We start from the raw sequence: 26374 nt of genomic DNA, 5'->3' as shown, positions 1-26374 counted from the left end.
ATTGCAGTTAGAAATTGACTTTTACACCGAGATTATATTGACGGGGGCGTGGGTACAGGCCCGGGTCTACGCCGGTGAACACTTCGGGCGACAGGCCGTCGTATTTGGTGAAGTAGCAGATGTTGTAGATACCGCCGAACACATCGACGCTGCTGATGCCGGCTTTTTGCAGGAGAGCGGCGCGGATGCTGTAGCTGAGGGATATTTCGCGGAGTGCGAGATAATCGCCTTTTTTGTAATAGAGGGAGTTGTTGCTGGCGGTGCCGTCGTTGCCCAGTCCGTTGGAGGCGCGGTTATGGTTTTTGAAGTTGTAATCATAGTCGCTTTGCACGGTGTACTTCGGGATGCTGGCCTGGTCGCCCTGTTGTTTCCAGATATCGTCGCCGATAACGTCGGTAAGTGCCTGGTTATTGTTGCGGGAGCTGCCGTTGGCCTTGCCTCTGAAACCGTTGTCTATCACGTGTCCGAGGGCATAGTCTGCCACGATGCGGAGGCTGATGCCTTTGTAGGTGAGTGTGTTTACGATAGCGCCCTGTTTATCCGGACGGATGTAACCCATGAATGACATATCGCGGTAGTCGATGGTGTCGTTTTTGTCGAAGTCGTGCCAGATGGCGTCGCCACCGGTCTTTTTACGGCCGTTGGCTTCCACGTCGTAAGGCGCGCCGGCGGCGTCTTTATCGGTGGCGTATACGCCATCGGGCTGATAGGCCCAGCGGCCGCCGAAACGTTCGCCTTCTGCGAGGCCGCCTACTTTTACGTACTGACCGGAGTTAGGGTCGAAGATATAGTTGCCGCCGATCCTGTTCTTCGCTTCGCCGTTGCCGGGCAGGGATACCACGGTGCTGCGGTTGAAGGCGAAGGTGATCCCGGTGTTCCAGGTGAAATTTTTTGATTTGACGGGCGTCGCGTTTAATTCCACTTCGATGCCGCGGTTGCGGATGGTGCCGTAGTTGCTGCGGATTTTGCTGAAGCCGGTGGTAGCGTCCAGTGGTTTGTCGAACAGCCGGTTGTCGGTGATTTTGTTATAGAAGTCCAGCAGGATGGTGATGCGGTCTTTCAGCAAACCGATATCCAGGCCAGCGTCCACGGAAGTGGTGGTTTCCCATACCAGGTCGTTGTTGGGCAGAACGGTGTTGAGAATGCCGGTGTTGCCCATATAGCTGAGCAGGTTGCTGCTGAGCGACGTGCTGTACTGGCCTTGTGAGTCGAAGATAGAGAGGCTGTTGTTGCCTGCCTGGCCCCAGCTGCCTCTTATTTTAAAGAGGGAAACGACTGACTGCAGGGGGTCCCAGAAATTTTCCCGGTGCAGGTTCCATCCGGCGGATACGCCCGGGAAGGCGGCCCAGCGGTGGTTGTCGGAGAAGCGGGAGGAGCCGTCGCTGCGAAGGCTGGCGGAGAACAGGTATTTGTTATCGAAGTCGTAGTTCAGCCTGCCGAAGTAGCTCATGAGTATTTCCGTTGACTCGGTGGTGGAGGTGCGTTGTGTTTCCACCTTGGTGGCGTTGAGCGTAGGGATGTTATCGTTAGGGGCGCCGTAGCCGCTGCCGCTCATGTTATAGTCGTAATCGTTGATATAGCTGGTACCGGCCATGACGTTGAAGTGATGGCGGTTGCCGATGGTTTTATCGTAGTTGAGTACCGCGTCCGCCTGCGTATGCCTGTTGAGGTTATGCGCGGCGGAGGCGTTCCTGTTAGGATTGGTTTCGTTGAAAGCTTCGAATTTATTTTCTTTTCCTTCTGTGGTGAAGTAGGCGAAGGAAGGGGAGAAGCGCAGTCCCGGCAGGATGTCCCAGTCGGCTCCCAGCTGGAAGGTGGTGCGGTATACCTTGATGTCGGTATAACGTTCCTTGTAATAGATTTCGTGCAGGCGGCTGCGGAAAGATGCGATGCCTTCGCCGGGCGCCGGTTTACCGTCTTCATAATAGAGGCGGTAGGTAGGCGGCATGGTAACAGAGCGGCTCAACACGTTGTTGTCGTTGCTGGGTGAATTGGAATAACGTACCTGGTAGCTCATGTTGGTGTTGAGCGTCCATTTGTCGCTCAGTTTGTACGTACCGTTAAACAGGCCGTTATAATTTTTATAGAAGGTGCCGGCGATGATACCGTCCTGGTTGGTGTGACCGAGGCCGAGGTAGTAGGTGCCTTTATCGCTGCCGCCGCTGACGCTGACATCGTATTGTTTTTTGTTGCCGTTGTTGAAGGTGATGTCCTGGTAATCGGTGCCTTTGAAGAGGAGTTGTTTTCCTGTGGCCGGGTCGGGCATGGTTTCCCAGCCTTCTTCCTGCAGGAGGTGGTCCACATAGGGCTGGCCGTAGTTTTGTATATAGGTGTCGAGGAATTCCAGGGTGTTTTTGGAGTTGCGCGGATTGCCTGTGGACATGCCATAGCGGCCGCCGGTGAGGTAGAAATCCGGGTTGGTTTTGTTATAGTCCATGGTGTTTTTGCGGCTTACATAGATGTAATCGCGGGCACTGAGGAACTTGTATTTCTGTGCCTGTTGTTCAAGGCCATAATTGAAGCCGAAGCTGACGCGTGGTTTGCCGGCCTTACCGGATTTTGTTTTGATGATGATGATACCGTTGGCCGCGCGTGCGCCGTAGATGGCGGTGGAAGCCGCATCTTTGAGTACCTGTACGGATTCGATATCGTCGGTATTGATGTCGGAGATGCTGCGCATGCCCTGGGACACCATGCCGTCAATGATGAGCAGGGGAGCGTCTTTTTCCGGGGAGGTGGTGGTACCGCCGCGGAGGAATATCTGCGGATCTGCGCCCGGCTGGCCACTGTTGACCTGCAGGGTGAGGCCTGGTACTTTGCCTTGCATTTGCAGCAGCGGGTTTTGTCCGGGCGCGTGTTCAAACTCTTTGGAGTTGACGCGGGAGATGGCGGTGGTGAGTGTGGCGCGGGATTGTTTACCGTAGCCGATGGCCACGACTTCGTTGAGCGACGTGGATTTCTCGCTCAGGGATATCGATAGCTGGGAGCGGCTGTTGACCGGCATTTCGCGGGTGTCCATGCCGATGATGCTGAATACGAGGGTGGCGTTTGCAGGCACCTGGAGGCGGTAGCTGCCTGTTGCGTCGGTGATAACGCCGTTCTGTGTGCCTTTCTGGAGGACAGTCACCCCGGGCATGGGCCGGTTGGCAGCGTCGGTGACCCTGCCGGTGACGGATATGTTTTTACTGACAGGGGATTCCTGTGGTGGCTGTTGCCTTGCCGATACCGGTGAGCAATAAAACCAGGTAAGGGCTACCAGTAACCAGCTCCCCGGCCAGTGTATGCGTGGTAGATGTTGTTTTTTCATAACCGTGAATATTTATAGATGTTTGGTTGGGTGGTTTCGTTTTAAGTATTACATAAGCTGCAGCAGGTGGTACGAAAAGTGCTTTTTTCGGCCGCCTTTATAATATGTAGTACTTAAAAGAAAAAACTGACGATATGTTGGCTTGAATTCTCTCTAAAAGTATATAAATTAATTTATTTGTAGTACATATTAATTCGAATTTCTACCTTTATTGATAGAAAATTCTCTGGGAATCAGCAAAAAGATTATTTTTAGGATCAATTAAAAACAATAAATACTACTTAATCGATGCAAAAGGAACTCACCCTGGCGGAGCAGATAGAAAGGAAAATACTCAAGTATATCTCTGAGAAGGGTTACCAGCTGGGAGACGCGCTGCCAAAAGAAAATGAACTGGCAGAAATACTGGGCGTAAGCCGCGTGGTGCTGCGCGAAGCACTGAGCCGCCTGCGTATCCTGGGCTTCATCGAAACGAAACGCAAGCGCGGCACGGTACTCACCTCACCGAATATATTCTACGGCTTTAAAACCATTCTCTCCTCCGGCACGCTGGACAAAGACTCCCTGAAAGATTTGTATGAAGTGCGCCTGATGCTGGAGATAGGCATGGCCGACTTCCTGTTCCTGCATAAAGAAGAGCGGCACCTCAACGATCTGCAGCGCATCATAGAAGAAGAGAACATGACCGTGGACTCAGAACAACTAACGAAGCTGGATATACGTTTTCATAGTACGTTGTATAAAATGTCGGGCAACAAATCGCTCTACGCTTTTCAGAACCTGCTGAATACGCTCTTTGCTACTTATGCGCCCCGGCGGAAAGACTGGAAAGTGAAGCAGATCATCTCGCACGAGTCTTTGCTGGAGATCCTGAAATGCGGCACTGCAGATGCTTTCCGCACGGCCATGCGATTGCATCTGAATACGCGTTTTGAGAATATGGGAACACTGTTTCCGGAGAGAGTAGCGAAAGCGATCGATGAGGAAGAAGAGGAGGCGTAAGGCTACAGGATAAATATTTTTAGTAAGTAGTTGTAAAATATCTGCTTACATATTTGGTTGGAATAAATAATTTTCTATCTTTGCACTCCCTTCGAAAAAGGGAATGATTCCGTAGCTCAGTTGGTAGAGCAATACACTTTTAATGTATGGGCCCTGGGTTCGAGTCCCAGCGGGATCACTGGCAACTTACAAACCTCGCGCTGGTCGCGGGGTTTTGTTTTTTAGTGGAGCATTTAGTTGAGTTCCTTTTGTATACCCCGATTTCTATGGCCATTTTTTCAGGTATAATTGGTTGGTGATCTTTTGCTAAAACGAATACCGCTTAGGTTTTAATAATTGCTATGGTTATTATTGTTGTCATTACCAGCATGGAGAAAGCATATTCAATAGATCGCGGTTTCCTTATTAACTTTTTGTAACAATAAAATTATACATTATTATATTGGTTGATGTGTGGTGTGAACGGATGTTGACCGCCAGGATGTTTTGCATTCCTATCTATAATTTGTTTTTTGGGTATAAAAAAGTTTATATTAGCAATATGGAAATCGGATAAAACCGGTACCGGATACTGTGATCTGTAAGCGATACCTGTATAGCCGTTTCTTTATGATGAACCGATATTGTTGTTGAGTTATTGTTGACCCGATGCGTTAACCGGATGTTTGTTTATCATAGTGTATAAACCATATTTTTTCCTGATCCAAAATCAACTTATTGAACCGGTATTATTACGTCCGCCATTTGTTTATCCTAAAAAATATCAGGTTGTATGTCTCTTCACACCACTACCACCATTTCCATTGATGGGCATGAGTTCCGTCAGTTTCACCGTCTCACACTTGAACAGACGATTGATGGTCATCATACGTTTGAATTGCTGATCGGCTATGACTGGCTGGTCAGCCTGGGAAAAGGGTTATTTACTGCCAGCCGTAAATTCCTGGGAAAAGAGATCAGCATCCTGGTTTCGCCGGTAGAAAAAGGTGATGAACCACTTACTTTCAACGGCCTGGTCACCGCCGTCAATACCGGTAAGGAAAATGACGATACCCATGGATTCTGCGTGATCAGTGGCTGCAGTCCCACTATCGTCCTGGACGGTGAACCACATATCCAGGCTTTTGAGCGACAGTCCCTCTCTGAAATGGTACAAACCTGTTTTAGAAACGGCAACCCCTATATCGGCCGGCCAACGGTATCCCCGGCATTTACCGGCGTGTTGCCGTATACGGTACAGTATAAGGAAAGTCACTATGCCTTTCTGCAAAGGATGGCCGGCAGGTATGGTGAATGGTTCTTTTACGATGGCCAGAAGATTGTCTTTGGCACCTATACGCCCCGTAAAATCAAACTAACCCATCAGACCAATCTTGTCAGCTTTGATCTGCAACTGAAGGTGCTGCCCAACAACCGGCAATTTCACGGCTATGAATACAGCCAGGACAGCTCTTTGCAATCAGCCGTCAAGGCTGTTGGCAGGATGAACGGCTATACAGAAGAGGTGGCCGGTATCAGCAAAAAACTGTATAGTAAACCTTCGCTATATAAAAATGACCAGGGTTATGACGATGCCAAAGTACAACTGGAACAACTTTCCGACGTGCATCAGCAAAGCCGGCAGGCGCAGCAGGTACAGCTGCGGGCGGCCAGCAAACATCCCGGTATACGTGTAGGGGATACCGTTTCTATCCTGGAAAGTCAGTATGGCATCGAAGATCATGGCTCGTTTACGGTAACTTCCATTCGTCACCAATGTACGGGTAACGGCCAATATTCCAATCAGTTGACCGGCATACCGGAAGATATTGCCCGGCCACAGCGCCAGCCCGGTATACCGCCCGTCTGCGAAACGCAGAGTGCCGTCGTGGTTGACAACAACGACCCTGCAGGACTGGGGCGCATAAGGGTCCGCTTCCGCTGGCAGCAACAGGGCGCAACACCCTGGATCCGGCAGATAGCACCGCATGGCGGCGGGCAGAAAGGGGTCTACTTTATCCCTGAAACAGGTGAGGAGGTGTGGGTAGATTTTGAAGGTGGAAACCCGGAACTGCCTTTTGCACTCGGCGCAGTGTATAACGGTAACGCCAAAAGCGACTTCGCTGACGCAGAGAATAACATCAAAGCCATCAAGACCCGCAGCGGACACGTTATACGCCTGGACGATACCAATGGAAAGGAAAGTATTACCATCACCGATAAGAACAACAACATCATCGTGCTGGACACCAGTACTTCTTCCATCACCATTACCGCCCCGGAAACGATGACCCTCAACGCGAAGAATATGAAGATCAATGTGGAGAATAATCTTGAAACCCGCGTTGGCAATAACAGTACCCTGCATGTAGAGAATAATATCAGTACCATTGCTAAAAATAAGATCGACTACCAGGCAGGGCATGACTTTGCATTGGGGACCGCCCGGAATTTTTATGTAAATTCCAATGCGGTGGTGGATATCTTTGGTAAGAAACAGATCATCCAGTATGGTGAGAAGATCGATATGGGCGCAGCGCAAAACATGCACCTGCACGGTCAGCAAACGCTGGTCAGCGCAAAGGATAAAATAGAATATAAGGCGCCGGAAATGAATAAAGTTCCCAATAAAGGCGGGTTCACCTACACCAAAGAGCCTGCTATTGTGGACGTGTTCTGGATGGATGGTGATATGGCCAGGGAGATCGGCAGCATCAAACCGGGCGAAAAGGCCAGTATCTACGTACAAACCAGGAATGTGGATGCCGGCGAAACCGTAAAAATTACATTGCTGGAGTCCTTTACCGATGGCAGCGAAAACGAAAAACAACTGGAAGGTACGGTAGATGAACAGGGCCTGGCACAGATGAAGGAAGTTTATGAAATGAAACATTAACCGCCGGTATCATGAAAGTAACCAGTAAAGTTGCCATCAAACAAGTGACCGCCGGTAAAGCGGAGGAGCACTACAAAGACAAGATATTAAGTAATCCTCAGTTGGAGGAACATATTATTGTTATTGGCACACAGCAGTTTAATCACTCGCTGTTGGGCGCCATCAAGCGCGGTTTTGACGCCGGACCCAATGGCAAGTTCATGTTTATCCACCAGGCTATCCGGCGTATCCGCCTGAACCCTGAGTTAAACTGGACGGTGGTGATCTACAAAGAGGGGTATACCGCTAATCAGATTGGCGCTATGTCAGTGGCATTGGCCAATATCGTAAACGGAATACGGGTGGTCCAGGCTGCCAGAAGAGAACATGTCATTAATTATATTAATACTCAAGATGGGAATAACGAAGCAGATACCAGTGATGTGCGAAAAATAGTGAAAGTGAAACGGTTGCTATTTTATTGCCATGGCTTGGTGAACAGGCTAGCTATTGGGATTACCAATCTGAACACAACGGACGATATGCTGGATATTACCCATAACGCTGTGCAACAGTTGAACAGGGATGCCTTTTTTCCTGATGCAAGAATTTATTGTTTCTCTTGCCGGACCGGCTTAGGTAACCCCCAAATTGATACTAGCGTTTATAAAACAGATTTTTGGGGGAAGGAAACCACTGAAAGACATAATTTGTATTCAGCCCAAAGTCTGGCACAAAAATTCTCCGATATAACGAAGGTAATAACTTACGCCTATTTATGTCGCTCTGATTATGAAGATACACTTTTCACACCTGACGAACTGGACTTTAAAGAATACTACAGAGCCGGTCAGTTTGGTGTAAAAAGATCAAGAAAAAATGACGGATATAATTATCTTTTAAAGAAAGAGGGTGCGACTGAACAGGATCATAAACGATATAAGATGCTGGAGGATGTCTCTAATGCAAGGACTATAGTGGATGGGGCTGTTTTTGATCCTGCCGGAGCAAGATATAATGTTAAAGGAGGGGAGTCTCCCAAAGGGCTACCACGGGAAATGCAAACATTTAGCCCACTTCAATAAATAAAAATGAAAACAATAATTTACTTTTTAGCAGTGGCAACAGTCGCAATATTTATTGGCTGTTTTTCTGCAAAGAACAAAAAGATGAATACAACTACTTACGTCCAGTCCATTGACGGACCCATAGATGCAAGCCAATATATAAATAAATTTGGCTATAAACAGATTGGCGAATGGAAATTATTGAATCCATCACCGCTGCCTTTGTCAGATAGCGACATTTTGACTATTAAAACGCATATTCCTGAATGGCTGCAAATGAATAATAAGTCATTGGATTCGGCTCTTTTGAATGATTTAAAAACAATTTCAAATGTAGAGTTAAAGAAAAGAATGAAGTATATTTTCACTGTATTCATGTCTATAGAAAGTGACGTTTACTTACTATCGCTGAATAACGGTAAGGATAAAATCAATGTATACATACTAAAGAATCCAGAGAAAGGTATTGTTTATCCTTTTAAAGACGAGGAGTGGAATAGAAATTTAAGCTATAATGACAAAAAATAACATGACCGGTTCACTGTTTGAAAGACATCTCTTTTTATGGGTGTGCCTGGGTTTTTTCCTGATTTCATTGGCTTTGGGGAGTTATTGGAGGGAATGGGCGATGGTGTTAATTGTGCAATGTGTGCTTTCATTTGTAATAGTGTGTTATATCACGTCAGGTATCATACGACGAATTATTCAGGTGTCTTTTGGGCGTGCGAATGTAATAGCGGTAGTAGTTACAGTAGTGAGCATGGTGATGGCTATTGCCTCATGGATATTTACTGAGGATAAAGCCATCGCGATACAATCAGACGGAACATATCGATACTGGCCTATTGTCAAGGGGCATATTGTATTCAGCCCTTATGGAGATCCGGAGTTGAGCACAGGGGCAAGATGGCTGTTAATGATATCCTATTTTATTATCTATAGTATCCTGTTTTTAGTCATACTGAAATTGTGGAATAAATATAAAACCCGCCCTTATGTCAAAGGTTTTAAAAGCTGAAATTACGAAAGTGGAAACTGCCGGCATACAGCAGGAATTCTACGGAAAGATGCTGGATGCAAGTCCGCTGAAGGTAATGCTGGACCCTGGCCATGGTGACCAATACATCAGCAAAAAAACAGGAAAGCTGATTGCAGTCGTAGATCCGGGGGCGGTAGCCAATGACGGTAAAACCTATGAAAAAGATATCACCCTGCTGGTATGCAATTCCATCAAAAAATACCTGGATGCCTTCGGAGTGGCCAATGCCATGACGAGGACCGGAGACCTGAAAAACGCCGGTAAGAAACTGGAATGGCGTATTCAGAAAGCGTTGGACGTAGCGGCGGATTTTTTCCTGTGTATTCATGTGGATGCCGCCGGCGTACCGAATAAGGCAGCCGGCACCTCGGTGTTTTATTGTAAAGGTGACGAAAAACAACAGGCATTTGCCCAGGCCATTATGGATGAGATCACGCTATTCGAAAAAAGAGGCGTAAAGGATGATACACAAACCCAGCATCCCCGTTTATACGTGCTGAGAGAATTCAACAAAGAAAAGAAAGAAGGAGCGGCTTTGGTGGAATTGGCCTTTCTGGATAATGATAAAGAGCTTAAAATAATACAGGAGCAACACGATCAGATCGGAAAAGAAATAGCCACAGGCGTATATAAACATATCTTCAAAAAAGCTCCTGCGGAAACACCAAAGGAACAGAAGAGCAGCTTCTTTATTGATTTTTTTCAAATGCCGAAATTATGAAGAAAGTATGGATAGGATTGTTGCTGTTATTGGGGAGTGTATTGATGTGCAGTGCGCGTACCACTGATTTTACACTGCTGAAGGATTTACAGGAGAAGTATGCCACGCAGCTGTTATCCAATTGCGCGCTCAACAGCACTTTCCTGAGGCCTTTTTCAGCACCGCTGCGGAACAAATATTATAAAGATGAGACTGATTTTTATCTGAAAGAGCAACGGACGGACGATCTGAACCAGTTGCTTTATTCCCTGGAAGAATATCTGAAAAAACTGCCGCCAGCGAAGAAAGAGCAGGTATTGCAACAAATAGATAGCTGGTGCTTTTTCTGGATCACGGTCCAGCATTCCTCTGCCCGGGCGGAAATATCGTCAGAGTTTTTGCTGGAAGATATCCTCTATGAGATAGTACCGTTTAAAAAACTGATCGGCAAATACCTTAAGATACCGGCTCAGACGCCTTCCAGCCTGTCATCCACGCAAATGGACCTGGCGATGAACGATATTTACAGCTACTATGCAATGCAGCCGGTAAAGAGCCAGCAGAAGATACTCAACAATTATTTTATGCTACTGGGCAAATATAAAAACTGACAAGATGGGCGACCAAAGATACTATGTAGTGGATGGGGCCACACTGCAATGCGATAAAGGCAGCGCTCCCACGAAGCTAAAGGTAACCTCTCAACAGACCGAAAAGCTGAAAGACAAGCTGCAGGCTACAGTACAGGACTGTAAGCCCAACGAAAATATTATGCCATTCGGTACCTGCAGTATCACCAAAGGCAGCTGTTCACCTGCTACCATGCCCTGGAAAGATCCTTCAAAGTTTGTCGATAACAACGGTATAGATGAATTGCTGGATAAATCTACCTGTCAATGTACAGTAGGAGGCAAGATCTCTGTCATGGACCCGGGGCAAAAATTTATTTTTGAAACGGTGTCAAAAGATGATCCGTCCAATGAAATCGTGGAGCACAAGGAATGCCATTGTGTGGAGGATGCCGCCTGGATGAAACTGGTGTTGAGCGAAAACGCTAAAAATATTGTGGAGTCGGCTGGTAAGAGATCCCCGGAAATCATGAAGTATTATACCAATACGCCGTATGAAAATGACCTAAAGATCACTGACAGCAATAATTCCTGGTGCGCATCTTTTGTCAACTGGGTCATGGAAAATTCCGGAATGGAAGGCCTTAAATCAAAGGATGCCTATGATAAAACCCGGGCCTTAAAATGGAAGGAATGGCAGGGTGGCAAGGTGATCGCTAACCCGGTATATGGTGCATTGGCCATCAAACAGCGCAGGGGCGGCGGCCATATCGGTTTTGTGGCCGGTACCCGGGAGGTAAAAGGGAAGGGTAAAAAGCTGGTTGTTATTGGGGGTAACCAGGGAAATGCACTGAAGGCCGCATTGTATGCACAAAACGATTTTCTGGCGTTTGTGGTGCCCAAAGACTATGAGGTATGCCTGGCTTGCTATGAGCTCCCGGAATATTCCGATAAAGCGGATAATTCTTCTACTGAATCATAATGCTATCTGTTGTCATGATGAGAAAAGTTTTTGCACTCCTGTTGATAGGCTGTCTATGGCTGGCATCCATCGCACAAGCACAGGTGAAACGTTACAGCTGGCAGCAGCAGGACACTGCCTGGCAATTGGTGGTTACCAATAAACAATCCCTGCAGGAGAAGAATAAAACCATTACTTTTTCGCTGGTGAAGACCGTTGGGACCCGGGTGTTGCAGAAAGTGACGGGTGTTGGCAAACTCAATGCTGAAGGTGATACCGAGAGCTTTACCGATGAAGACAATATCGCCATTGACGCCCTTGAATATATCTACGAAACTGCCGGCAGTTATATTTCTGTAAAATTACCCTACGACAAAGTAGGACTGGCCTTTGTGGAGCTGCACGACAAACGAAAGGATACCGCCGTTCGTTTGCTGATGAAGCAGGCTGTTCACAAGTAGCGGATTGATCGCCAGTTGTTTGCCCTTTGGACAGAGCGGGATCACAGGCAACTTACGGAACCTGCGCTTAACAGTAAGACAGGAAGGCAGTCTCCATCCATAGACAAAGACTGCCTGTCCGATCAGAATAGTCTGAATCTTTGAATGGGTAATACCACCCAGATAGAATATCGCAGCAGGTTGTAAAGGTTCTTTTTCAGATAGCCCGACTGCCGTCCCAGGAAGGCAAAGCGCTGATACAACATTTGTAATACGGAAGACGCGAGTACATGCGCACAGATCATGTTCTGCTGCCCGGCAAATTCCGGCCGTATTACATCAATGATAAGAATCAGCCTTCTCGTATCGGAATGATTCCAGGCAGTATGCGTATGCGCATCACAGAAGGGAAGGGCTTTCCCATTTTCCCAGGGACGTATCTCCCTGGACACCTGGAAACCACAATCCGGCAGCCCGGCAGGGACAGATAATCCCAGATGACAGCGGATAATTGCATCGGTATCCCCCTGATGCGGATTGATATTCGATCCCGCCTCCAATACACTCAGCGAACACGACGTCAGGTTAGGGATCTGTTTCATCAGCTTTACTGTTTCCGGGCATTTCCGGCAATTACCGTGCATCGTAAATTTCCAGAAATACAATCCCATCGTCTTCCACTTCTTAGGAGGAAAAGACATGGATTTGTTAATGAAATAGGGGCGTAGCCGGGCGGGCTTTTCCTGCATCAGTCCTGTCACTTCATCCCGGATGGTTTCCCAGTTGTCTTCCAGTATCCGTACCCATGGCAGCTCCTCCCGCTCGTAAAAAGGGGGCTGATTGCCGGTGTACCGGCCTCCAAATACATTATACCAGGGTTTTACTTTATTGCTCATAGTATTTACTTGATGGCTGAAGAAATGATTTGAATGAGGTCCTGACTTCTTTGTTGTACCAGGTCGTGGCCCCCTTTCAGGAAGCGGATGGAAAAATTGTTGGTGGCCAGTTCCATCCAGCGGCGTACGGCTTGCGGAGGCGCCAGCTGGTCCTCCTGGCCGCTGACCACTGTTAGGGGAACGCTGATGGCGGTACCCTGTGGCTGATAGCATTCGAGTGCCTGTAAATCTGCCCGCAACAATTCACTGCTATGCTGCAATGCCTGTCTTCTTTCTGCCGCAATACCGGGATCTCCATAGCTTCTTATTACTTCCTCAATGAAGGCTTCTTCGCCTAATTGATGCAAGGTGCCGCTGCCGGCCTCCAATGGTGCACCACATCCGGATAATATCAATCCTGCAGGCAATTTCCTGCCGGCCTTTTTTAAGGCGGCATAAAATTCATAGGCCATCAATGCGCCCATGCTATGGCCGAAAAGGAAGAACTCTTCCTGCGGATCTGTATAGTCCTGCAGCAAATCTGCAATGAGTGCAGGTAATTCCCTGAATGCGGGTTCATGGCTGCGCTCTTCCCGCCCCCGTGGCTGCACGGCAATTACTTCCACCTGGGACCCAAATGCTTCGGCCCATCGTCCATAGACGGATGCGCCTGAACCGGCATACGGAAAACAGTATAAACGCTGTTTGACCGGGTGCTGCTTTTTCTGCAATACTACAAAGGCATGCACTGCAGGTATTGCCGGCGCTGGCGCCGTTTCTGGTTCCGGTACGGTGATATTTTGCTCTTTATATACCAGTGAGAAAATAAAATCGCTCACCGCCTCAATGGTGGGATAGTTATATGCCATGGTGGCGGGCAGCTTGCAGTGGAAGTACTGCTCCAGCCGCGCTACAAAGGAAATGGCCATGAGAGAATCCATCCCGAGGAAATTGAAGCGCTGGCGGGCATCAATGGTATCCATCGATTCTATCAGCATCACCATTCTCAGTTCTGTTCTGACAACCTCTTCTATCTGTGCTCTGGCAGCTGCGGGGGCACTGCTAAGGATATGATCCAGGTTGCCGGCCGCAGGTGAGCTGGCGGTATTGCTTTTTACCACCTGGCTGAATAACGAAGGCTGTAAAGAGAAGTCTGTAAACAGCCGGAATTTGTCCCAGTCAATGTCTGCGATGAGTAACAGCGGTTCTTTTTTCGCGATGGCTGTCTCCATGCTGGTCAATGCCCTCGACGGGGCCAGGAGCCGGAAGCCCAGCTGTTGCAATACATGAGTTTCCTGTTCGCCGGCACTCATGCCTGCTTCCGCCCATGGGCCCCAGTCGATACAAGTAGCAGGAAGCCCCATTCCTGCCCGGTATACGCTGAGCATATCCATATAATAGTTAGCTGCTGTATAATGACTCAGGTCGACAGAGCCCCACAGTGCAGACACTGAAGAGAAGAGCAAAAAGCAATCCAGGTCCCGGTTTTTGGTTAGCTCATGCAGCTGCCAGGAGGCATCTGTCTTGATTTGCAGGGTATCGGCCAGTTTGCGGCTGTCCAGCTCCATTACTTTGGAAAACCAATTGACACCCGCTGCATGTAACACGCCACGTATCGGTATTCCCTGCTCATCCAGCTGCGCAAATACCCCGGAGAGGCTGGTGCTATCTCTTACGTCTATACGATATATTTCTACGAGTACTCCTTCCCGTTGTAAACCCAGCAACTGTTGTACGATTGCATATTCCGGGTGCGTGTCCGCAATACTGCTCCACCTATCCACTGGCGGCATTTCCCTGCGGCCCAGCAACACCAGGTGTTTCACGCCTTTGCCTGCCAGCCAGGAAGCGCAGGCCAGGCCCAGGCCACCGAAGCCGCCGGTAATGATATAAGCGCCATCGCTGCGAAGGGTAGCAGCGGCTGCGGGCATCTCCCGAACGGGCTCCAATTGTGTGATATACTGTTGCCCTTGTCGCAATACAATGCAGTGCTCCTTGCCTGGTTGCAGTATTTTATACAATAATGCCGGCACATCTTCCGCGCCGGTGATATCTATCATACCGCCTCTCCATTCCGGATGTTCCAGGAATAAGGTTTTGCCAAACCCCCAAAGAGGGGAAGCGGATAATTGCAGTTCTTTACTGACCGCAGGTACGGGCTGCGCATGGCGTGTGAGCAGCCATAGCGGCATTACCAAAGCGCTCTCTTTGACAGCCTGAAGGAAGGGGATGAGGGTGCTGATGCTATCGGATATACGGTGATCAGGCGTGCCCCCCTGGTAGTTTGACACGCTGCCATCTCCATAAATAATTTTCCACTCCCGCTCATTTTCCTTTCGCTGCAGATTTACCACCTTATCCAGTGCCCGGCGATAATCTGCTTTCGTGGATTGAACCGTAAACTGGTAATCGGGGCGGTATTTTCCAGTGGATACGTCACCGCCGGTACAGAACCAGTATACACTTTTCTGCATCGCTTTTAATCGCTGTAATAGTTGCTCTGTCACCACGCCTGCCGGCGCTGCAATGATCCAGTTGATTTTTTGGCGCAAGGTATCTTCCGGAATAGCTGTGGCTATTGTTTCAGCAGGATTCCAGCGAATGTGATAAAAACAATCGCGCAATGTTTTTTCGTCGCTGCGGATATGCTGGGCATGATCTGCAAATGCCGTCAGTTGTTCAGGACTCAGTCCCGGCAACCAGTAGCGTTTATGCTGGAAGGCCTGACCAGGAATCATGGAAGGGAAGGCATTGCCTTTTAACACCTGCTCCCAGTGGATATTTGCACCGGCACAGTACATGCGGCCCAATGCTTCCAGCAGAAAATAGGCTTCTGTTCTGTCGCCCTTGCGGAAATTGAGCGTACGCAGAAGCTGTGTGTTACTGCAATCAATTGTTTCACTGACGGCCAGCAGCGTATTGCCACCAGGCCCTATTTCCACGAATTCGCGTATTTTTTCCGATGTCAGCAGGGTAACTGCCTGCTGGAAGTTCACGGGTTGCCTGGTTTGCTTTATCCAGTAATCGGCATCTGGCGCCATGGTCATTTCAGCGCCATGTAAAGAGGAAATCCATCTTCTGGATGGCGCACGGAAAGTGAACTGTTGCAGGAACTCCCGGTAGGGCCCCAGGATAGGGTCCATGTAGTGGCTATGGAAAGCCTGCGAAACTTTCAATGAGTAAATGCCCACTTTCTGGCTGCTGAAGAAAGTAGTGGCGGTGTTAATTGCCTCCGGACTGCCGGACACTACTGTTTTAGCAGGACTATTCAACGCTGCAATACAGAGTTCCGGGATATCCGCGATGGCTGCCGCTACAGTTTCTTTATCGGCAAAAACCGTCAGCATACTGCCTTCACGGGGGAGTGCTGTCAGCAATGCGGCTCTTTTTTTCAGCATGGCAATACCGGTTTCCGGATCGAAACATCCCGCCAGGCAGGCTGCCGCGTATTCGCCAATGCTATGGCCCAGCAATAGTTGCGGAACACAGCCACTTTCCTCCAGCAATATGCCCAGGGAATACTGTACCGCAAAAAGCACGGGCTGGTAATCATGTCCTAAAAGGAAGGTGCCTTCTTCTTTTCCGTTGATCATACCTACCAGTGAATATCCTGTTTCAGGATCATCTGCGACGGCAGCACAGCGATCAAAGGCACGGCGGAATGCAGGAAAATGGAAATACAGCTCCCTGCCCATACTCTTGTATTGATCGCCCTGCCCGGAGAAAACGAAGCAGCGCTGTCCGTCGGCGAGGGGGTCGGTGGGCTGAATAACCCCTTCCCTGAAGGCTTTCAGCTTTTGTAGCAGTACTGTTTTACTATCTGTGAGAAATGCCTGCCTGTATCGTAAATCCGTTCGCGTTATTGCCTGTGTATAGCATAAATCGTGAATACTGATAGCGGGATCTTTTGAAAGAAAATCAATCCAGTTGTCCGCTTGTTGCAGCAAGCCTTCCGGCGCATGTGCAGAGAACAGGAATGGCGTTTGTGTAAACAGCGTATAGCCGGAAGGCAGGGGAACAACTGCCGGCTTTGCCTCTTCCAATATGGCATGTGCCAGCGCGCCGCCAAAGCCAAAGGAGCTGACAGCAGCTCTCCGCGGGCCGTTCGCTGCCCACGGGCGCAGGGTGACAGGGATTTTCAGCCGGCTGCCTTCCAGGTGTATACGTGGATTTAATTCCTGCAGATGCGGCTGTGGAGGAATCTGACCATGTTGCAGCATTAACACCGCCTTTATCAAACCCGCAATACCGGCGCCGGCTTCCAGGTGCCCGATATTCGCTTTTACCGCGCCTACATGGCAGTCGCCCGCTGTTCCCTGGCCATATATTTTTACCAGTTGTTCCAGTTCGATGGGATCTCCCAGGGAGGTACCTGTCCCGTGAGCTTCCACAAAAGAAATTGTTTCCGGGGAGATGCCGGCTTCTGTGAGCGTCCGTGAGATCAGGCGGTATTGGGCAGGGCCGTCAGGAGAAGTGATGCCATTACTTTTACCATCCTGTCCGGCAGCGCTGGCAAGTACGGTGGCCAGTATCGGATCTCCATCGCGCAACGCGGCGGACCTGCGTTTGAGCATTACCATGCCGCAACCCTCTGCACGTACATATCCGTCTGCGCTGGCATCAAATGTTTTACATCTGCCTGCCGGCGACATCATGCCGAACTGTGATAAGGTTATGGTAGGGCCGGGCGATAACAACGCATTTACGCCACCTGCCATCGCCTGGGTGCATTCCCCGTTACGAATGGCTTTTACCGCCAGGTGAAAGGCCGTAAGAGAAGAGGAGCAGGCAGTATCTATCGCCATGCTGGGGCCTTTCAAATCGTAAGTATAGGAAATTCTGTTGGCAGTAAGACTATTCGCATTTCCCAACCCGGAGTAGGCATTGAAGCTTTCCATTCCCGGGATGAGTTTTATTTTCATATACAGGTAATCGTTAGTAGATACGCCCAGGAAAACGCCGGTATCCGTACCTGCCAGCTGCTCTTTTTTCCAGCCGGCATTCTCCAGCAGGCGCCAGGAGGTTTCCAGCAACATACGTTGCTGCGGATCTATTTCCGGCGCTTCATGCGGTGAGATGCCGAATAACGCAGGATCAAACTGATCGATACCGGCCACAAACCCGCCCCAGCGGGTATTTACCTTGCCCGGCATGGCCGGTCTTTCATCATAGAACACATCGTTGTCCCAGCGGGAAGAAGGTACTGTTGAAATAGCGTCACCGCCTTGCTGTAACAGTTTCCAGAAGGCCTCCGGAGAGTCAGCGCCCGGAAAACGACAGGCCATGGCCACAATTACCACAGCATCATCTTCCGGCATAATGGAAGTGCTGTCTGCATTCATGACCGGCAACTTTCCTTGTAAATAGCGTTCCAGGCAGGATTTCCGGGATACCTTATAACTGGTGGTCCTGGGAATGCAACCGGAAGGAACAAGGATGATTTGATCCGGTGTGATGCCATAACCTTCCGCCAGGCTTCCCTTAATACTGTTACAAATACGTTCCCGGGTGGCACTGTCCGTATGCCGGTGTATTTCCTGGAATACGAATAATTGTTCGCTGGCAGCGATGTGGGAAATGCAGACCGTTCTGTCGTTTGTCCGGATATCCGGCTGATGATAACGGATGGTATTTTCCAGATCATCGGCAGAATAGTTTACCCCCCGTACAATGATGATATCTTTGGACCTGCCGGTAATGTAAAGACGGCCCTCTTCCAGGTAACCGGTATCGCCGGTTTTGATGGGGGCCCCCTCCGGAATGGGCTGTATGCCTTTATCTTCCAGGTATCCGCTGGCATTGCCTGCGCCCAGAATATATATGTCTCCTTCTTCTCCATCCCGGAGCCGGTTGCCGGTTTCAGGTTGTTGAATGAAAATTTGAACTTCAGGATCTGTATAGTAGGGGAGTAGCTGACGGTGGCTTTTTCCCGTTTCGCGTTTGTGTGCCAGCGTTAGTAGTTCGTCCAGTCCTTTTCCGCCGCCTGCTGCGAGGAGGGTAGCCTCTGCCAATCCGTATACCGGTTTGAAGGTATGCAGGTTAAATCCGGCAGAAGCGAATTTGACAGCGAATCGCTGCAATACTTCAGGGGAGATCGTTTCAGCGCCTACATAGGCGTATTTCCAGGAAGAAAGTTGCAATCCTTTTGCACTGTGGATTTTATTACAGCAGTGGTCAAATGCGAAAGGTGGCGCCGCAGCTGCATTGGCCTGGTACTGACCGATGATTTTCAGCCAGAGGGCGGGAGTGGACATAAAGGATTGTGGGCTGATGAAAACGCCGAAACCATGCTCAAAGAGGACGGTGAGCAGATGTCCGATCAGTCCCATATCGTGATGGAAGGGCAGCCAGCCGGCTACTCTTACAGATTCGCTGCGTTGAAAGACCCGGTACATGAAGGCGAGGTTACTCATGGCTTGCTGATGTTTTATCAGCACCCCTTTCGGCGTACCGGTAGATCCGGAGGTATACTGTATATAGGCAATATCTGTTTCATTGATTTCGGGCAGCGCCACGGCGGTAATACCCGGATGCCGGAGCCGCTCTACAGGTATCAGTCGCACCTGCGAAAGATTGGCCGCCTGCAAGGCTTCCCGGAATAAGGATACCTGCTCTTCCGGCAGGACAATAGTAAGTATATGCTGTTGCTGCAGTATGCGGACAATGCGTTCCAGTCCGTTTTTATCCTTGTTATTACGCACCGGAGGCATGGGGGCGGGGATAATACCTGCCATCATGCAACCAAAGAAGGCGGTGGTGAAATCTGATTGTTCCGTTGTGCACAATAATACCATTTCTCCGGAAGACAAATGTGCGTGCAGGTTTTCAGCGATCGTAGTACATTGCTGTTTCAGGGTACGGTAGGTGAAAACCTCTGACTCATGACCGTTGTGATCCAGGAAAACGAGCACCTTTTCATTCGCTTTGCCGATAGGGAACCTGGAGATAAGATCGACGAGAGTGGTATGCTCCATGAAAGAAAATTTGAGTATAGTGTCTGAAAAAAGCTGCCGGCATCTAACCATGGAAATGCCGACAGCAATAGATTTTACCAGGGCTGTTGTCCAAACTTGGTACAGATGGTGCCGGTTTTGTGATCAACGCACCAGTAGATTCTTTTGCCACCTTCAAAACCGAAGAAGACGTCATACGTGCCTCCACTGGCATTGCAGACAATGGTATCCTTCAGTACATTGTTGGTAAAACCCATAGCTGGCCCCAGTTCGCCGGCATTGTTGACCTTCCTGCCATTGATAATAAGATTTTTAGTTTCATCCAGCATGGACCAGTTGTCATTCCATGTGCCAATGTCTCCCACAATTATCAATGTATTGCTGCTCCCTTTATTGGCAATGAGGTAATCGCAAATCTGTTTCAGGGTGAGTTGCGGAGATGCAGGAAACATCACAGCGTGACCGCCTACTCTTTTGTCATCTGTGAAAACGGCGGTGAGCGACAAGCAGCTGTTGATATCAGGGTATTTCAAGGTGTCTTTTCCTGTAACCTGCTTTGCTTCGCCTTCTTTAATGGATATTTCTGCCATAGGAAATAATTTTGTAGAGTTTACTAACGGTGTGGATTAAACGGAAAACCGGGCTGGCGGAATCGCCGGCCCGGATGAGTTGTTTATTTGCAAGGTCCATTTACGTCTGTCACTTTTTTTGTAGACAGACTGTCTTCCAACGCCCTGCGCACCATGCGTTGAACGTACTGCTGTCTTTCTGCAGTAGAGGCTGTGGCCAGATTGCCTTGTACCAGTGTGGCAGAAATGGTGGAGTTCCCATTTATGCCATTGATCTGCACCTGCCAGTTGCGGCCGCCGTTAGCAATGGCGCCCTGTACATCCAGGCGTACAGTACCTTCCTCAATTCTCCATGGTGGCAGTCTCCATATATCTGCGAATGTCAGCCGCCCGATGGCGTTCTGCGCATCTGTGATATTCTTTTTGGATACTGTGGAGGGGTAGTTGGGAATATTATTTCCCACTACAATGGTGATGGTACAATTAGGGTCTACCAGGATTTCCGGTTCGAGGGATTGAGTTTTCTCTGTCATAACATGTGTTTTTAAAGGTGAACAATAAATCGGTATCGATTTTTTAATTACCTGTATAGGGCACATTCAGGACACTGTCGATTTTACTGCCATCCGAGGCCAGTCCGGTAAGTCTGTATTGTGCTGCTTCCAGCTTCAATGTTTGTGATCCGTTTTTAATCTGGTCGCCGGTAATACTGATATTGCCCGGATTGAGGGTAAGACTGGTGAGGTTCGCAGTTATCCAGCTGAGTTTGTACTGGTCGCCGCTGACTTTAGTGTAATCGAAATACTGTATCTGCGGATGCGTATCATTGCTTCCGAGATAGTATACATCGAACTTTCCGCCAGGCTGCCATATCGTAAAAGTATATGGCTGTTGTGCAGGTATATTTATTTCCACAGCCAGCCAGTCTGCCGGATCTGTTTGCCATACGACCTGCGTAAGGGCAGGGTCCTTGAATTTGAAGTAACCTATACCTACCGGTTTAAGTTTGAAACTGATGGTCTGGCTCGGGTTCCTGTCCTTAAATCCGAAGGCGGTCAACTTATAATCGGATGTTGCCGGCATGTTACTGTAGTTGCCTGGAAAGGCCTGTACCAGCTCCATTCCCGGCGTCACCTGCCGTGGGGTGATCGGATTGTTCAGTGGCTTGCCCGGAGGCTTTAGTTGCCAGCGGGAAGCATAAGTCAGATACCAGTAGAGCGTGACAGGTTGGTCTACCGCGAGTGGCTCCGATCCTACTTCATTATGCTGGCTCAGATCATCCGTTTTATAGGCAACAAAGGAATTGATTTTTGCATCGCCATGATACAGCACTACGTATGTTTGCACACTTGGGTCCGAGTTGCCGTTGCCGTTGTATGCTATCAATGTGTAGGTGGTGCTGTCCAGGTCGGCGGCAATATCCACAATGCATGACCCTTTATACGGGGGCCTGTCGCCCTGTACAGCGAAGGTCCGCTGCTTGTCGCCGGTGGCGAATCCTGTTACAACTACCCTGGTGGCGCCGGTAGAGTACCAGGTAAGGGTGGTTGTCTGGCCCAGTCCTACGACCTGCTGCTGCAAATAAGCCATGATACTCAGGGCAGCCGGCTGTGTTTTAACAATATCCCTGGTGCCGGTGGCGGGGTCGGCGGACCCGAGGTATTCTGTGAAGGTAACAGGGGCCGTGCCGGGGGTATCATTGATAGGCACCTGAAGAAAGATGATATGAATCTGCCCGCCTTTTGGAATCGGTACATTCATGGTAGCGGTGATGACATAATCATCATCGCTGGCACTTTTTGCACAGCTGAAATACTTTGTATCGGAGTTGGCGGTAAAGCCAACATTGGTTACCAGTTTCGTGGCACCCGATCCCTGGGGGAAGTTTATATGGATTTCGTCGCTGTTGGGGCCTCCTTCGAATTCAATGGTGTCATTCGTATTGTTGGTCACATATAGATTCAGGTCCACTACCGAATTAGTGAATATTTCGGATGGCTGGAACGAATAGTCAAAGGTCAGATTTGCCATAATCCTGGTTTAGTTATTTTCTGGTAGTTGATTATTTGCGCCCGACAAGGTGATCCAACCTTCTGTCAGCCGCAGGTTATCCTGGTCCGATGTCGCTATCGGCGTATATTGTTCGATAGGTTCTTCGGGTCTCCAGGTGGTCACATCTTTGCGGGCTACCCATCCCCATCTGCCGTGTACTTCGGCAGGCGTAGGCATCTTGATCCTGTCGGGATCGAGCAGCAGCGGCCCTGTCCGGAAGGTCGACTTCAGGTTCGACAACGCAATGGATACCGGGCCTGCAGGCAAACTCACGCTGAACGTAGGCTGACTGCCAGGTATAACAGGAATGCCGCCTGAGGTATCTACCAGCATCGTGAGCTTGACTGCATTTTGTTTAGGTGTCAGCGTTACGGTATGTCCTTGCTGTACATAGTTGGACAGGAAGCCGGCGCCGGTGAATTTTTGTGCAGCAAATCCCGCTAAATTGATCTTTCCCCTTGCATTGCGGGAGAACATCTTACGGAGCTCGTTTGTCTGGCCATTGGCGCCATATACCGCATAGAAGGTATCGTAGTTGTCCGCTTCAAAATATCCAATGGCGCCGTTGCCTGTCAGGTAGGAATCGCCGATCCTGACACTGAAAGGGGTATTCATATACGGAGGATCTACTGGTTTATACTGCTGGTTGTCGTCATAATAGATCCCGGTGTCAATCCAACTTTGATTATAGGCAGGCGTTCCTGCCAGTTCCATATGCACTTCACCGCGTACCACTGCCAGTGGCCGGCCTAATAATACGGACTGGTTGGCAGACTGGCTTTGAAAGCTGGTCATGGGCCACAAGGTAACGTCTATGACGCTCATCAGGTCGTCATAGGCGGCAGAACCGCTGAATCCTGTTTTCAGGAGGCTGGTAACAAATGCCTGCAGGTGTTCATTTTCCAGTGCAGGTGGCGCTCCCAGCGTGGTATTGCTGCCAGGCACGGCATCCCATCTGACAGTATATTGGAAATCGGCTTCTTCATTTCCATCCTCAATCTGCCTTTGTACTTTGATAATTGCGCCCTGGTTGAGGCCATTGGCATCAAATACCATGAGGGAATTATCGATATGATTAGGCATTACCCAGCCACAGATAGGACTGGTAAGGTCGGAAGAGTTGGTAGGAATAGCGTCGTTGTTCTGCTGTAAGAGGTTTAAGTACACTTTTGCCGGTTGGGATACTCTTGGGGACAGTTGTCCGTAATCTTTGGTGTCCGGATTTTTATAGTTGGGGCTGCTGGTGATTAAGTTTTCAGACCATAACACGTTCGGGAGCGGGTCCAGTGGTGCGGCAAACCTGTCCTTGGTGGTTAGTACCTGCCCGAAAGCATCTACTACCCAGAGGTCCACCAGTTGGAAGTGCCCGGAGCGAATGGGGAAGAAAGGCTGTGAATCCACGTAGTTCACCAGCTTCGGTCTGTAATTAAGTTCGCTGTCCCCCAGCAGTTTTTTCACATTGGCATCTGTGGGCGCAGTATTGATGGAGATCAGCGAAGTGATGAGTTGCCTGGTGAAACCGCTCATGGATTGGGTCATTAGGTCCAGGTGCCCTACCAGGCCGGCTACTCTTTGCAAATCATCCAGCACATATGGCGGAATGCCGTCAAATATCGGGTCCTGCTGGAAGGAAGCCATTTTGGATTTGATTACCTGGGACGATTTCAGGTTCATCACCGCCCGGCCCAATAGCACAATGTTATTGGCGGGCGACGTAAGGTTATCGCCTGTCCAGTCGAAATCAACCTCTCCCAGTTTCCATTCGTTCAGCGAGTTGGTGGCATCCATGGAAGATGGAATGTATTGTATCTTCCAATCCATGTAGATCGGCGTCCATGGTTGCCGGGTAATGAATGCAACCGCAAACGGTGACGGAATTACGCCTTCTATACCGGAAACAGCTTTAAGTGCCTGGGGATGGAAACCCAGGGATGCAGCGTCGTTCCAGACAGCCGTTTGTTGTGCCTGAATTTGTTGGGTAAGTTGTTGCATCTGACTGTTGCCGGGGGAGACGCCCGCTTTGCTGAACCATATGGAGGCTATCAAGGCAGCGCAGGAAGTGTCCAGTATCATGGTTTCTACCCATAGGTCCATGGCCTCTTTCGGGAAAATGTTCCAGGTGGGTATGGTCACCTTGTTCAGCAGATCTTCTGCCGCTATCAGCCGGGTAGTGGGGGTATTATTTACGGTGAAGGTTACACTGATACCTGTAACGGTTTGTCCGGTGAAGCGTACAAAGAGTTCTGTAGCATCTGTGTATTGGTCCGGCGAGGTCAGCTTGGTATCGATATAGGCGCCGCCTACCATGATCACCGGATCTACCGGAGCTGCGGAAGGCAGCAGGTCTACTGCTTTCAGGACAAAATCGGCGCCCAGTTTTGCTGCAAAGGCAGCGGAATCTATGTCGATTTCTGCCTGCTTCTGGTCCCGTGCTGTTGTTTGTGTTTGCAAAGCCTGGGTGATGGCTGCCATACTGTTGTTGACCTGTGTTTTGGTGGCTGCCGGCGTGGATTTTACAAACAGGCTTTGTTTTACATGCAGCTGGAACATTTCCTGCCGCAGCGTGGAGAGGTTCTGGTTCAGCGTATTCAGCTCCTGTTGTTTGCTGTTCAGCAGGGTCAGCGTGGCTGTATCTGCCGCGCTAAGGGGAATAGTTTGTTGTCCGCCGGTACCCAATATATTTTGATTGGTACTTTCCGGACGTACTACTATCCATTGTTGCCCGCTGTAATGTTGTTCAAAGCGATCTGCGTGGATAGCCATTTCAACGGCGGTAGGATCGTCGTTGAGTTGTGCGAGCATATCTTTTTGGAAGGCTTCCAGCGCTCTTTCCACGATGGGTATATTTGCAGGGTTCTGTTGCTGACTTTCTACTACCTGTGTGGCCATATAAGCGGAAATGGCTTCCATGGCGTTATTACCCACAGAAATGCTCACGCCGCCTTCCGGAGTGGGAACGCCCGTGCCATAGGCTATCTTGTCTCCCTGCCATGCCACAGTGGCCATCGACTGGCAAATACACTGCCTGGGCAGCGGAGGCTGATCTTCTTTCACACCATATTGCTGACGCCAGGCATTCCAGGCAATCATTGCATTTTTAATCTGTGGCGGGAGCTGCAGTTTATTTGGATCAAACGGACCATCGAGGCCATGAGATTTTTGCCATGCCAGCCAGTCTTCTACCGCTTCCTGCACTTCCGCAGATCCGCCAACTGTCCAGCCAAACCGGCCCTGCAACATTTCCATCCATTCTTCATTGCTGCCGGTAGAAATGCCGTACAGCAAGTCGTCTGCAGGTTCATCATACCAGCCCAGCAGGGAATAGGTATACTGTGCGGCAGTACTGTCTGCCGGATCATGGAGTGTAAATACATTCTTCACATTATCGTAGGCAACAGACCAGGATACGTCACCGGGACCTACTGCCCTGATGATGGCTTCTCCTGCACGGGCTTCGCCTTTCCAGCTGGCCAGCGGCATAGCCTGGCCTATTCCTTTAATGGGGAACGCAGGATCATCCGGATATGGATACTGACTGGCACCCGCAGTGGAGCCATTGTCGGTGGCCTCCCGGATATCAAACAAGGCGTCGCTGCAAACGATAGTGGCCTGTAGTTGCGGAGGCGCGGGATTGGGATTGTTTTTATCCTGTACCGGATAGGTAAACCGGGTAATCAGCCAGCGGTTGGGGACGAAAGGAAAGTTCACATTCATATCCGCAACGTCTTCAGCGGATTGTTGCCCCTGCCGCATACTATAGGGGAGCGTCCACATGAGGTGTACGCCCACGTCCGGACATGTACCCTGTCCGAAGGGGGTAGGGTCTGGAATTTGCTTCCTCCACAGGTTGTAATAATTATTTTTGTTGGTGGCCCAGATGGTAGTGGCGTTTACATCGGGCTTGCCTATACGGAGTACGTCCAGCGGCACCGGCACCATTACTACCGGGCCCGGCCAAACGGGGATATATTGGGAGTTTGCCATGA

16 protein-coding genes and 1 tRNA gene are annotated in these 26374 nt (G+C 49.5%); 10 read left to right on the top strand and 7 right to left on the bottom strand.

Annotated features, from left to right (window positions below; genetic code table 11):
• Positions 1-7: 7 nt before the first annotated feature.
• The gene (locus tag HF324_RS18070; RefSeq protein WP_168860426.1) at positions 8-3307 is read right to left on the bottom strand and encodes a SusC/RagA family TonB-linked outer membrane protein; all 3300 of its coding nucleotides are present in this window, start codon (positions 3305-3307) and stop codon (positions 8-10) included.
• Between the two features lie 288 nt (positions 3308-3595).
• Between HF324_RS18070 and HF324_RS18065 the strand changes: the two genes are divergently transcribed.
• The 10 genes from HF324_RS18065 (at position 3596) to HF324_RS18020 (ending at position 11960) form a co-directional block, all read left to right on the top strand.
• Entirely contained in the window at positions 3596-4309 is a 714-nt protein-coding gene (locus HF324_RS18065) for a FadR/GntR family transcriptional regulator (RefSeq protein ID WP_168803813.1), read from the top strand.
• Between the two features lie 105 nt (positions 4310-4414).
• Positions 4415-4487, top strand: a tRNA-Lys gene (locus HF324_RS18060).
• A 594-nt stretch (positions 4488-5081) separates the two neighbouring features.
• On the top strand, positions 5082-7184 hold the full coding sequence (locus HF324_RS18055; RefSeq protein ID WP_168860425.1) for a type VI secretion system Vgr family protein: 2103 nt from the start codon (positions 5082-5084) through the stop codon (positions 7182-7184).
• Positions 7185-7195: 11 nt separating this feature from the next.
• Positions 7196-8248 carry a hypothetical protein gene (locus HF324_RS18050; protein ID WP_168860424.1) on the top strand — a complete coding sequence of 351 codons (1053 nt, stop codon included), beginning with the start codon at positions 7196-7198 and terminating at the stop codon, positions 8246-8248.
• Positions 8249-8254: 6 nt separating this feature from the next.
• Positions 8255-8758, top strand: coding sequence for a hypothetical protein (locus HF324_RS18045; RefSeq protein ID WP_168803810.1), 504 nt, complete (start codon positions 8255-8257; stop codon positions 8756-8758).
• Positions 8745-9248, top strand: coding sequence for a hypothetical protein (locus HF324_RS18040; RefSeq protein ID WP_168803809.1), 504 nt, complete (start codon positions 8745-8747; stop codon positions 9246-9248). Before HF324_RS18045 ends, HF324_RS18040 begins: the two co-directional genes overlap by 14 nt.
• A complete protein-coding gene (locus tag HF324_RS18035) occupies positions 9226-9990 on the top strand; it encodes an N-acetylmuramoyl-L-alanine amidase (RefSeq protein ID WP_168803808.1) in 765 nt (254 codons plus the stop codon). The genes HF324_RS18040 and HF324_RS18035 overlap by 23 nt, the downstream gene beginning before the upstream one ends.
• Complete coding sequence (locus tag HF324_RS18030; protein WP_168860423.1) at positions 9987-10580, top strand: hypothetical protein; 594 nt, start codon at positions 9987-9989, stop codon at positions 10578-10580. The genes HF324_RS18035 and HF324_RS18030 overlap by 4 nt, the downstream gene beginning before the upstream one ends.
• A gap of 4 nt (positions 10581-10584) precedes the next feature.
• Entirely contained in the window at positions 10585-11520 is a 936-nt protein-coding gene (locus HF324_RS18025) for a TIGR02594 family protein (RefSeq protein ID WP_168860422.1), read from the top strand.
• 14 nt (positions 11521-11534) lie between these two features.
• Positions 11535-11960, top strand: a complete 426-nt coding sequence (locus HF324_RS18020) for a hypothetical protein (RefSeq protein ID WP_168860421.1) — start codon at positions 11535-11537, stop codon at positions 11958-11960.
• A 122-nt stretch (positions 11961-12082) separates the two neighbouring features.
• Here HF324_RS18020 and HF324_RS18015 read toward each other — a convergent pair whose 3' ends face one another.
• From HF324_RS18015 to HF324_RS17990, 6 genes are all read right to left on the bottom strand, one after another.
• On the bottom strand, positions 12083-12835 hold the full coding sequence (locus HF324_RS18015; protein ID WP_168803803.1) for an aspartyl/asparaginyl beta-hydroxylase domain-containing protein: 753 nt from the start codon (positions 12833-12835) through the stop codon (positions 12083-12085).
• Between the two features lie 5 nt (positions 12836-12840).
• Positions 12841-19788 carry a type I polyketide synthase gene (locus HF324_RS18010; RefSeq protein ID WP_168860420.1) on the bottom strand — a complete coding sequence of 2316 codons (6948 nt, stop codon included), beginning with the start codon at positions 19786-19788 and terminating at the stop codon, positions 12841-12843.
• Between the two features lie 74 nt (positions 19789-19862).
• On the bottom strand, positions 19863-20357 hold the full coding sequence (locus HF324_RS18005; protein ID WP_168803801.1) for a hypothetical protein: 495 nt from the start codon (positions 20355-20357) through the stop codon (positions 19863-19865).
• Positions 20358-20440: 83 nt separating this feature from the next.
• Complete coding sequence (locus tag HF324_RS18000; protein ID WP_168803800.1) at positions 20441-20869, bottom strand: hypothetical protein; 429 nt, start codon at positions 20867-20869, stop codon at positions 20441-20443.
• A gap of 43 nt (positions 20870-20912) precedes the next feature.
• On the bottom strand, positions 20913-22367 hold the full coding sequence (locus HF324_RS17995) for a hypothetical protein (protein WP_168860419.1): 1455 nt from the start codon (positions 22365-22367) through the stop codon (positions 20913-20915).
• A gap of 9 nt (positions 22368-22376) precedes the next feature.
• Positions 22377-26372 carry a hypothetical protein gene (locus HF324_RS17990; RefSeq protein ID WP_168860418.1) on the bottom strand — a complete coding sequence of 1332 codons (3996 nt, stop codon included), beginning with the start codon at positions 26370-26372 and terminating at the stop codon, positions 22377-22379.
• Positions 26373-26374 lie beyond the last annotated feature (2 nt).

It is taken from the genome of Chitinophaga oryzae (assembly GCF_012516375.2).
Lineage (GTDB): Bacteria > Bacteroidota > Bacteroidia > Chitinophagales > Chitinophagaceae > Chitinophaga > Chitinophaga oryzae.
This window is presented reverse-complemented; position numbering and strand designations above follow the sequence as displayed.